This is a genomic window from Sinomicrobium halophytocola, assembly GCF_052983395.1.
Genome location: NZ_JBRKIT010000020.1, coordinates 19,530 through 30,230, shown reverse-complemented (window position 1 = coordinate 30,230; position 10,701 = coordinate 19,530). Strand labels below are relative to the sequence as shown.

At 44.2% G+C, this 10,701-nt stretch carries 7 protein-coding genes; 3 read left to right on the top strand and 4 right to left on the bottom strand.

Features of this window, described 5'->3' with window-relative positions; translation table 11 throughout:
- Nucleotides 1-546 (top strand): ABC transporter permease (locus ACVBDY_RS06705; protein ID WP_447174695.1); only part of this gene is annotated, 546 nt, incomplete at its 5' end.
- A 45-nt stretch (nucleotides 547-591) separates the two neighbouring features.
- Here the strand turns inward: ACVBDY_RS06705 and ACVBDY_RS06700 are convergent.
- The 4 genes from ACVBDY_RS06700 to ACVBDY_RS06685 all read right to left on the bottom strand — a co-directional run bounded on the left by ACVBDY_RS06700 (nucleotide 592) and on the right by ACVBDY_RS06685 (nucleotide 6,998).
- Nucleotides 592-1,797, bottom strand: a complete 1,206-nt coding sequence (locus ACVBDY_RS06700; RefSeq protein WP_447174694.1) for an AEC family transporter — start codon at nucleotides 1,795-1,797, stop codon at nucleotides 592-594.
- A 117-nt stretch (nucleotides 1,798-1,914) separates the two neighbouring features.
- Complete coding sequence (locus tag ACVBDY_RS06695) at nucleotides 1,915-3,108, bottom strand: pyridoxal phosphate-dependent aminotransferase (protein ID WP_447174693.1); 1,194 nt, start codon at nucleotides 3,106-3,108, stop codon at nucleotides 1,915-1,917.
- 419 nt (nucleotides 3,109-3,527) lie between these two features.
- Nucleotides 3,528-4,028 (bottom strand): hypothetical protein, encoded by a 501-nt coding sequence (locus tag ACVBDY_RS06690; protein WP_447174692.1) that lies wholly within the window; start codon nucleotides 4,026-4,028, stop codon nucleotides 3,528-3,530.
- Nucleotides 4,029-4,055: 27 nt separating this feature from the next.
- Entirely contained in the window at nucleotides 4,056-6,998 is a 2,943-nt protein-coding gene (locus ACVBDY_RS06685) for a TonB-dependent receptor (protein WP_447174691.1), read from the bottom strand.
- A gap of 1,080 nt (nucleotides 6,999-8,078) precedes the next feature.
- Here ACVBDY_RS06685 and ACVBDY_RS06680 point away from each other — a divergent pair.
- Together ACVBDY_RS06680 and ACVBDY_RS06675 are read left to right on the top strand one after the other, a co-directional pair.
- Complete coding sequence (locus tag ACVBDY_RS06680; protein ID WP_447174690.1) at nucleotides 8,079-9,167, top strand: sensor histidine kinase; 1,089 nt, start codon at nucleotides 8,079-8,081, stop codon at nucleotides 9,165-9,167.
- Between the two features lie 2 nt (nucleotides 9,168-9,169).
- Entirely contained in the window at nucleotides 9,170-10,501 is a 1,332-nt protein-coding gene (locus ACVBDY_RS06675; protein WP_447174689.1) for a sigma-54-dependent transcriptional regulator, read from the top strand.
- Nucleotides 10,502-10,701: the final 200 nt, after the last annotated feature.

The following is a 10,701-nucleotide window of genomic DNA, read 5'->3' as shown; positions in this document are numbered from 1 at the left end:
TATTCGCCGAACATCCTGCACGTGAAGCTGAACCCGGATAACAGTACAACCGGTAACCTCGCCCGGATGGAAAAGATTTTCAAGACATACAATCCGCAATATCCGTTTGAGTATGTATTTGCCGATGAAAATTATGCACTGAAATTCAGGAATGCCGAGCGTTCGGGAAAGTTGGCCGGACTGTTTGCTATACTTACTATTGTGATATCATGTTTAGGCCTGTTCGGGTTAGCGGCCTATATGGCCGAGAGCCGTACCAAAGAAATCGGGGTACGGAAGGTGCTCGGCGCATCGGTATGGAGCGTTACGCGGTTATTGTCTAAGGATTTTCTGAAACTGGTGATGTTATCGTTCGTCATCGCTTCCCCCATAGCCTGGTATGCCATGAACAAGTGGTTAGCCAGTTATTCGTACCGGATCGGTATCGAATGGTGGGTATTTGCCCTGACAGGGGTGCTGGCGGCATTGATTACCATCGTGACGGTGAGTTGGCAGGCCATTAAGGCGGCAGTGGCCAACCCGGTGGATAGTTTGAGGGATGAATAAGGAACTATTAGCGATTAAGCTGTAGTTATTTATTAAAAGCTATTTTCATACTTTCCTTTTAACGCTCCAGGGAAAGTCCCGGAGCGTCCTTTTCGATTTCAATTTAAAGGCATTCGGCACAATGGTTAAAATGAGCATTATACCTCCCATTACAAAACACGTTGTGGAATTGGTCACAGTATCGCCAAAATAGAAAATTCCAATAATTACTACGGTTGAAAAAGGAAGCGAACAGGCAAGAATATTGATCGCATAGTCAAGGTCAAAGGTTGGCTTTGTACCTGCATTCTTTTGTTCGAGGGCAGAAACGGCACTCATATGTGCAAAAGGCCAAAAACTGCACGAACTTTGGGGGAATACCAATAGCAGGAGTGTCATGGATTTGCTCAGACCGGGCAGTAAAAGCAAAAAGAAGCCTGTAATCAAAAAAGTCATTCCTGAACGCCACCCCAGCAACTGGAGCATAGCCCCCAGGTCTGACCACTTGATACGCACGGCCATACCGATGAACAAAAGGACCAAAGGCATCATCATTACGCTTAATTCGCCAATCGTGTTCTGCAGGAATTCGGGGAATGTACCGAGGTTCCATCCCAGGGCCAACATCACGAGGGCCACAACGATTACCATATTGATGGGTTCGTTCAGCAATGAGAGCAACAAACTCTTTAACTTGCTCGAATTTGAAGTTTCGGTTTGATCTTCAGCCCTTTTTCTGTACCAATACATAGCCAGGATGTAGAGTAAGATCAATACAAAAATCTTATTGCCCACATCGGCAAGAGCGGCAAGGGCCAGGGCATCTTCATTGAGATAGGCCATTAAAAAAGGAAAACAGGAAAGGCCGGGAGCCAGTGACGGCAAGAGCATCATTGTTGTCCTCTTTTTGCTGCCTTTTTTGATGGGAAGAAAAAACTTCATCAGGTAACGCATCGCGAAAAACAGGGAAAAATTGAAAACCAGTGCCATCAGAGGCAAAAACAACAACGACTGGTCAAGTTTTATTTTCAGCAAAGCAATAAAAATGGTTGCAGGTAAAGCCACACTGAGAATTAATATCTTGACACCCCCGAGACTTTCCTTTTTGGGCAGTTTTTTTTGAAGCAATACCCCGATGCCTATAATCAGTAATAATTCAAATGTCTGTTGCAGTGCTACATTCATAAAGTCAAAAAGGGTTAATAAAATCCCGTCAGGGGCATCATTGCCCCTGCTCAGGGAAAAGTTTAGTAAATAGTATTCCGGTCTCATCCGCGAGGCATTCCGCGAAAGGATAGAACCGTTTTTTTAGATTGTATGAACCCCCCGGGTTTTCATACTTTCCTCTGAAAGCCCTGCGGCAGAAAGGATTGTCCTTTCGGGTAAAATTCAGACGAGTACCTTCTGGAGTGAGGTAGTGAAAATTTTCATTTCCTCCATGGTACCCATACTTACACGGCACCAGTTTTTGTCCATAAATTCAAAGGCACGAACACCGACTTTCATGGCCATCATTTTTTCCAGGAACTGTTTTCCTTCCATCTCGATGGGAAAGATCATAAAACTGGTATGCGATGCCACAGGTTCGTGTCCCATGGATTTGAGGGTTTCAAAAACATAGTCCCTGGCCGCAGCATTGAGTTCCCTGGACTTATTTTGAAATTCCTGATCGTCCATACTTGCTTTTGCCGCAAAAATTGAAGTATATGAAATGCCCATACCTCCTCTGGTAACCTCATTGATCCTTGCCAGTGTTTCCGGTTGGGCAATGGCATAACCCACACGGAGGCCGGCCATGCCGTGTATTTTGGAGAAAGTACGTGCGATAATAACATCCTTACCCTCATTTACCAGCGAAACCATACTCTGTTTATGACCGTCATCGAGAAAATCCAGATAGGCCTCATCTATAAAAACAGGGACTTTTTCGGATACTCTGGAACAGAAGTCCAGTAATTCGGACGCGTCGGTTAAAGTGCCGGTAGGGTTATTGGGGTTGCATATATACACTAATTTGGTATCACGGTCTATGGCTTTTTCCATAGCCTCGAGATCGTGCGACCAGTCATCCTTTAACGGAATGGGCTTCCACGTGCCGCCCGTCGCCTCGGCTACCTTCATCAGTGACATATAGGAAGGGTCGGCGGAGACCACATTTCCGCCTTCTTTAAAGAATACCATTCCCGTTTTTTCCAGAATATCCGAAGAACCCGGTCCCATAATAATGTTCTCGGCCTTTACGCCTTCATAATCTGCGATTTTATCTATAAGATCAAATAGTTCCATCCATGCATACCTGTTTCCATGGCCCGCCATGTCTTGTAGGGCTTTAATGGCTTTTGGAGAAGGGCCATAAGGGTTTTCATTGGCATTTAACTTGGCCAGGAGCTCCGTGGGCTTTGGTATTTCGGCAGGGATATACTCCTTAAAAAACGGGCTGTAAACCACGTTGCGGCCGGAATCAAATGTTAACCGGACCTTTGGGGTTTCGCCGATTCCCATATAGGGAAGAAGGGTCATGCCACCCGCGGTCAGTACCCCTGTTCGGATCCATTCCCGTCTGCTTAATTTTTTTGTTTTCATTTGGTTAATTTTTATTTAGTTCACTTTGTCATTATTTTGCAGCAGTATTCACTGATGTGCTTCGCAATTCTTTTTAATAGGTCATCCCGACGGTCCCCGATCCCGATAGTTATCGGGACTATAGGGATAGGGAGGAATGCCTAAAGTGATTATATCGTCCCGAAAGCTTTCGGGAGGTATGACCATTTTGCTTTTAGGCATTTCATAACTCAATTTTCGTTTTCTAAATTATGGTGTTTGTTTAAAGTAACTGTTCCTGAAAAAAACCGGAACATAAAGGGCTTAAAATCAACTTAAAAGTTACCAAATAAAAGAATATCTTATATACTTCTTCCTTATTTTTACCGGTTATTCAAATTCGTAACCAAATATTATAAAATTCTCATTATGAGGTGCTTTTAAAATTAAAATTGTCATTTTCAGTTCACCTCAACCGGCTCCGTATTGGCGCCGATGTCACCGGTTGCAATGACCGTTGTACCGGAATAAAGGCTGATGTGCGCATCCAATCCGGGCAACGTATCGTAAAACGCGGTATCTGAAATAACATAGAACTTACTGTCACTGAGTTCGCCATACAACAGCCCGTCGGATTTCTTGCCAATCACATCGTAAAGGCTGATCAGGGTAGCCGATTCATCCCCGGTTATCCCCTCCATAAGACGGGTTGGGTATAAAGCACCTTCTTCGGTATTGTAAACAGATACCTGTACCAAAGTCCTGCCGAGATCATCGTGGTAGAACACCACCCTACCGTAGATAGCGGTGTCGGATTCTTCACCTATCGAATAGGCAGTGTAAGTATCCAGCGTACCCCCGCCATCTCCGGTTTCCAATTCCGGTTCCAGTCTTTCCTGGTCACAAGAGATCACTGTTAAAATGGCTATGATGACCGCTATGTTTCCTATATATTTCTTCATTGTTTTACTGTTTTATTATAGTTTTTACTAGAAGCTAAAGGTTAACCTGCCAAAATAATAACTGCCGTTCGAACCTTGCTGGTAATTGGAATACATATAGAATCCTCTTCGCTCATAATTATTTACCTCCGGATATTCGTTAAAAATATTGTTTCCTCCTACGGTAAGGCTCAGATGGTCCGAAAATGCATAGGTTATACCCAGGTCGGTCACGAATTCGGGAGTATATACCTGGTCCGGGTACCCGAATGTTCCGTCGTTCAGCGTCTGTTCGTAACTACCGAGGGCCTCTACGGAGCCGTACCTGGTGCCCCTGAGCATAGTGCTGAACCTGCCAAAAGAGTAACTAACGGTACCTATGATGGTTGAACTTGGCGTACCGGTCTCGAACTGGCCGATAGAACCTCTGTCTACATACTTTGCCGCAACCTCTTCGTCGGTTAAAACCGTATTCAGATCAGGTACATTTACCTGTTCGAATTTGTTTTCTCTAAAGGTTCCCGAAAGTGTTGCATCCAGCTTATTTCTTCCGATGAAGGTGTGGTAATTGGCAACCACTTCGATACCCTGGGTACTGACGTCGCCACCATTGATCCTGAAGCTGGCAAGACCGGGACCTATAACGGGGCTTAATGCCGGGGCTTCCGTGGCATCAAATTCGGAGGTCTGGAAAATCCGATCGGTAATATCAATTTTATAGGCATCAACGGTCAGATCCAGGTTGCGGAACAATTTGGCGGTAAAACCAAAGCTTAGGTTAGTGGAACGCTCTTCCTGCAACAAGCCGACACCTATGGCTCTTGCAGCGGCGCTACTGTTCCTGTAAAGGGTTCCGTCATAAGGCACCAGGTCTACGAAGAAAGTATAGCTGTGTGAGTAATTCAGCTCTTGCAGCGACGGCGCCCGGAAACCGTTGCTGAATGAACCTCTTATGGCAAAATTATCAGACAACAAAAGCCGTGCGGCGAGTTTACCGGTATACACATTACCAAAATCGGAATAATTTTCGGTGCGGAATGCCAGTCCCATAAAGAATTTATCGGTAAAATCCACTTCCACATCAACATAAGCTCCTATTACCGACCTGAAGTTGGTACTGGCATTTTCAGGGCCAAAACCTCTGAAACACTGACAGTTCAATGCAAAACTTTTAATTAATTCACGACTTATCCCGTTATTGGGAAGTACAATGGGCTCTCCGTTTTCATCCACTATGGGGTTACCTTCCAGGTCCTCCAGCGGAAGCCCGTCCGGGCCTACGAGCAGCTCATCGTCTTCCTTTGCGGTATAAACCCCTGCGGAACCGGCCGTCCATCCTTCTTCCTGACCTTCTTCGATCTGGTAACGTTCTACACGAAACTCAACTCCTGCAGCTATGTTAAGGCCTTCGAGGATATCATCATAATACCTTGATAAATCCAGATTTGTGGTATTCTGTAAATAATTGTGAACGCCGAGGTCCATATCCGTGGGAGAAGATTCGCCGATACTCGCGTTCCACGTATTAAACATTCCGATATTCATTTTATTTATACCCAATGTATTGCTCACATCAAAATTATAATCACCCAGCATTCCTCTCACTCCTGTGGCAAATGAGGTGTTGAACTGGTTGGTATACATTTGAGGTAAGAACCCGTTCGGGTATAGCGAATAACTGGATCTGTCGGCCTGCCCTGCCCTCCTGTAGTAACAACTAAAGCCTTCCGTGTATTTATAACCGAGATCTCCAAAAGAATAAAAATAGGCAATATCCGATAAGGGTAATTCAAGGTTGTAGGAAAGGACACCGAGATTCATTGCCGGGTTACCCGCGTAAGAAGAAACATCCTTTTGTTCGATACCTCTTGAAGCCATCAGTCCTTCCACGGTCCTCAACTCATCGGCTAGTGCCGTATTATTGCCGGCCAGGGCTTCTATTAGCTCCGGATTGGTAATGACAGGGTTTCCGTTGACATCCGTTGTTTCGTTGTTCAGATAATTACTGCTGTACAAAGGAGCCCTGCTTATGGAGAGAACAGAAGGCCTGAGGGTTCGTTTGGCCTGTTTTATGGTTCCGTTAATATTCAGAAAACCACCATTTTCGAAAGATATTCCGTAATTACCGTCAAACTGGAAATTAAACCCGTCACCTTCGAAATCGCGATTCAGCTCATTCTCTTCCGGGGTCAGCTGATCGCTGATATCGGGCTCCAGTCCGGGGTAACCGCCGGCACTTAAAGTACCGGTAAATCTGTCCGTCCCTTTTTTCAGGATAATGTTCATCACCCCGGCAATGGCATCAGATCCGTACTGTGCAGAAGCGCCATCGCGTAAAATCTCAACACGTTCCACGGATGCCGTTGGAATAAAACTCATGTCCGTGGCATTCGAACTCGAACCTGTCTGGTTGTCCAGTAATAATGCAGAGGTATGGCGTCGTTTACCATTTATAAGCACCAGCATCTGATTGGGCGCTAACCCCCTGAGTGTTGGCGGGACCACATGCGACGAAAGATCGCCGGCCTGTGACTGAAAAGCATTAAAGGAAGGAGCTGTAGCCCTCAATACATCGCCTAAATCGGTTTGAGGCATGTTTATGGCTTGTTCACTGACATTAATGACATCTACAGGGACAGGGGTCTCCAGTTTGGTACGGGATTGTCCGCGTGTTCCGATAACGATCATTTCTTCCAGTTGTTCTGCCGCCATTTCGAGCATAACATCAATGGTACTTTTTCCATGTATGGGGATTTCCCTCGTGGTTAATCCCAGGGAAGAAAAGATCAGGGTGGCATCGGGCGGAGCATCAATCGAATACACGCCGTCAAAATCGGTAATAGCACCTTTGAGCGTACCTTTGATCAGTATATCAGCGCCTGGTACGGGGGCGCCGTTATCGTCTGTAACCTTTCCCGTGACCGTAATATCCTGGGCAAAAACCCCGGACATGGTAAACAGGGATAAAATATAAAGTAACGGAATCTTCATAAAGCAATTTTTTGAAATGTTAGTTGCGTTAGTTTGTGCATGGAAAAACCATTGCAGACAGGCCTAAACCCACTGGATTATTATGCACGATATAAGTTCCGGATACTTATTTTTCCTTAAATGATTATTGTCTTTAAAAATTATGACAATGTCAATTTTAACAAATAATTATGGGAAATAAAAAGCAAAAACTGGCTTAAATCGGTTTTTTTGTGCTGCTTAATGTGTTATTTATTGAGGATATTTTAAAACATGAGCTTGATATTGACAATTTATCAGATCGGGCATCCCAGGACTTTTTTATTTTGTCATTTTAACTAAAATGATCTTTTTTATGTTTTTATTTTATTTTAAATTTTTTAAATATTAAATAGTGTTTAATGTTAAAAAAATGGCTAAATATTTATATATAAATTTATTTAAATGTTAAATAATAAATTATAAAATAATAACAGAAGTGGGGTATTTTGTCGATAAATTCTACTGAGCTGTTATTACGCGCTTTAAACAGGCATTTTTGGGAGGACGATTTGTAGAAATTTATTCCTTGGATATACTTCCGTATTGATTTTGGAAAGAGCAAGGGACAGGAAAGGGGGGAGCTGTAAATGTGAATGAAAATTCAGAATCGGAGTTGTAATTTGTTGGGATTAGAAGAAAGTTGATTTAATAATCGGGTTATGTTATTGCCGGTTGGATAGGTTTGATTTTTAACAAGTTCGGCAAAGGCGGGATTTTTTCATGATACGCCTCCCTTTACGGAAAGTTCTTTTTATCTTTTCTTTATCGCTGCTCAGGGCCGGCCGGGTGTATGAGATACTATCGTCCTGACGTTGCAGTTCCCGTTGTATCGATTCTTTTAAGCTTAAATTTCGTAAAACCGCCGTTCTTCTTTATGATCAATACATATAAATTTTAAGTAATGTAACTGCTTTAAAATCATTTTTTAAGATGTTTTTTTGTTGTTTTGGGTGTTACCAGATCCTTTTTTTGATCCCGGTCTCACGGAGATTGACATCCTTATTTTTTACGTATAACCGTTTTAAGTTTTACTTTTGAAAAGTACGATGGTAACTGCCTATGGAAACTGTTGAAGAAAAACTTAGGGAACGCATAAAGGAACTCACCTGTTTATACGAGGTTACTTCCATTATTGTTAACTGTGATTACGACCATCCGGAAATTTCGCTGGAGGCGATTGTACATTGTCTTAAAAAAGCATGGTTGTTTGAGGGAGATACCCGGGTCGTTATAAAAACCGGGGAGTACCTGTTGGGAGATGTGGTGTACGAAGAAGAGCTGGTTTCGATCAGATCGGTCATAAGGTTGTTTAACCGGGAAGAAGGGTTTATAGAGGTCGGATACCCTGCGGATAAATATGCTTTGACCGATTTCCTGGAAGAAGAACGAAAGCTCCTGGACAATGTTGGACTGGAAGTGGGAAATCTGCTGGAAAGAAAACGCATAAGGGAAAGTGAACTCGCTATAAAACGACAAATGGAGCGGGCGGACCGGCTTAATATTCTCGGGGAGATCACCGCGGGAATTGCGCATGAGCTCAACACACCCCTTACCAATATTCTAGGGTTCGCGGAATTACTGGAAAGCAGCATGGCAAATAGTGATGAGGCGGATGACCTGAACAAGATAAAGGAGAGCGCCATTTTTTGTCGTGAGGTGGTGAAGAAACTGATGTTTTTTACTTGTGAAGTCCCGCAAACCCGGAAGGAGGTCACGCTTAAACCGGTTGTAGAAAATGTGCTGCAACTGTTAAAACCCACTTTTCAAAACCGGCAATTGACACATGCGGTATCTTTCGCAAATGAAAACATAACAGTAAGGGTAGACGAGATACAGATGACGCAGGTACTTTTTAACCTGATTATGAATGCCGTATATTATTCTCCTGTAAAGGGTAAAATAGCAATAGATGTCCGGGAGACTCAGAAGAATGTAACTATGGAGATCGCCGATGAAGGACGCGGAATTCAGGAAAATATTGGAGATAAGGTCTTTGAGCCTTTCTTTACGACCAAGCCTACCGGTGAAGGTACCGGGCTCGGATTGAGTGTGGTCCACGGTATAATTACCGGTCACGGAGGACAGATTTCTCACCGTCCGGGCAATGAAGGAGGGACCGTGTTTGTCATAAAGCTTCCAAAAAAATGATCATGAGTTATCGACAGGAAAATATTCTCATAGTAGACGATGATGTGCATATACTGGAACTGGTACAACGTCATTTGCAGTCTATGGACTATCACACATATAAAGCGGTTTCCGTAAAAGAGGCCGTTTCCATCCTCAGGGATTCTCCCGTGGATCTCCTGGTGACCGACCTGAAAATGCCGGGTGTTGACGGTTTTGAATTAATACAATACGCTTCCGAACATTACCCGGAGATGCCCATACTGGTGGTAACCGGCTATATTTCTGCAAAAAACGCACTTAATATAGGCAAATCGGGGGTCGTGGATTATTTGATAAAGCCCTTCACCCGGGACGAACTCCGCAATGCGGTAACCAAGTCCGTGGAGGGGGTGAAGAAGAATAGTCAAAGGCAAAAGAAAGATGGTCCCGGGAAGCCGGACCATGCTTCCTTCCGGGAATTGACAGGCAATTCGGACGAACTGGAAAAAGTTAAGGATATCATCGGCCGGGTTAAAGACAACCGGGCCACCATACTTATACAAGGGGAAAGCGGTACGGGCAAAGAATTGATTGCCAGGGCTATTCATTACAACGGTAAGTTCTCAAGGGAACCTTTTATAGCGGTAAACTGCGGGGCGATTCCGGAGAGTTTGCTGGAGTCTGAACTTTTCGGGTATGAGAAAGGTGCGTTTACCGGGGCGGCGGAAAGCCGGATGGGGTTTTTCCAGGCAGCGGACAAAGGAACTATTTTCCTCGATGAGATAGGGAACGCATCTTTCCAGGTACAAAACGGGTTACTCCGTGTTTTGCAGGAAAAAGAAGTGACACGTGTAGGTTCCCGAAAGCCACAGAAAATGGAACTGAGGGTTATTGCCGCAACCAATAGCGATCTGCGCGAACTGGTTCGCCAGAAAAAGTTCCGGGAAGACCTGTATTACCGGTTGACTGTAGTGGAGATTGATGTTCCGCCGCTTCGCAAGCGGAAATCTGATATTCCGCTTCTGATGGAGAAATACATACGAAAATACGGAGTGGAATATAAAGACCGTTTGCTGTCCATAACACCCGAGGCCATGGAGGTTTTGTTGAGGTACGACTGGCCGGGCAATATCAGGGAACTGGAAAATATTGTGCAGAGAGCGGTGATTATGTGCGATACCCGTATTGAACTGAAAGATATTCCCGATAGCCTGAAATACAATATCGATTTTCCCGAGGATGCCTTCGTATCCCTGTCGGAAATGGAAAAGCAGTATATCCAAAAAGTACTCCGGGCTGTGGATGGCAATAAAACCAAGGCATCCGAAATTCTGGGTATAGACCGCAAAACACTGCGGAGCAAGTTGCAATAAACAAAACAGGTCACTGCCGTTCCTTGTAAAGCCTTCTACGGGCCAGGCCCTAAACTCGTAGGAGAAGGAACAAACAGGATAATCGCGTTGAAATAACTCAGAACTCCCGACTAAAAGATCTTGTCTGTTGGAGGAAGAGTCCACAACTTTTACATTCAATCCCTCTTTAATGTAGCGGGGATATTTTCCTCTCCCAGGGA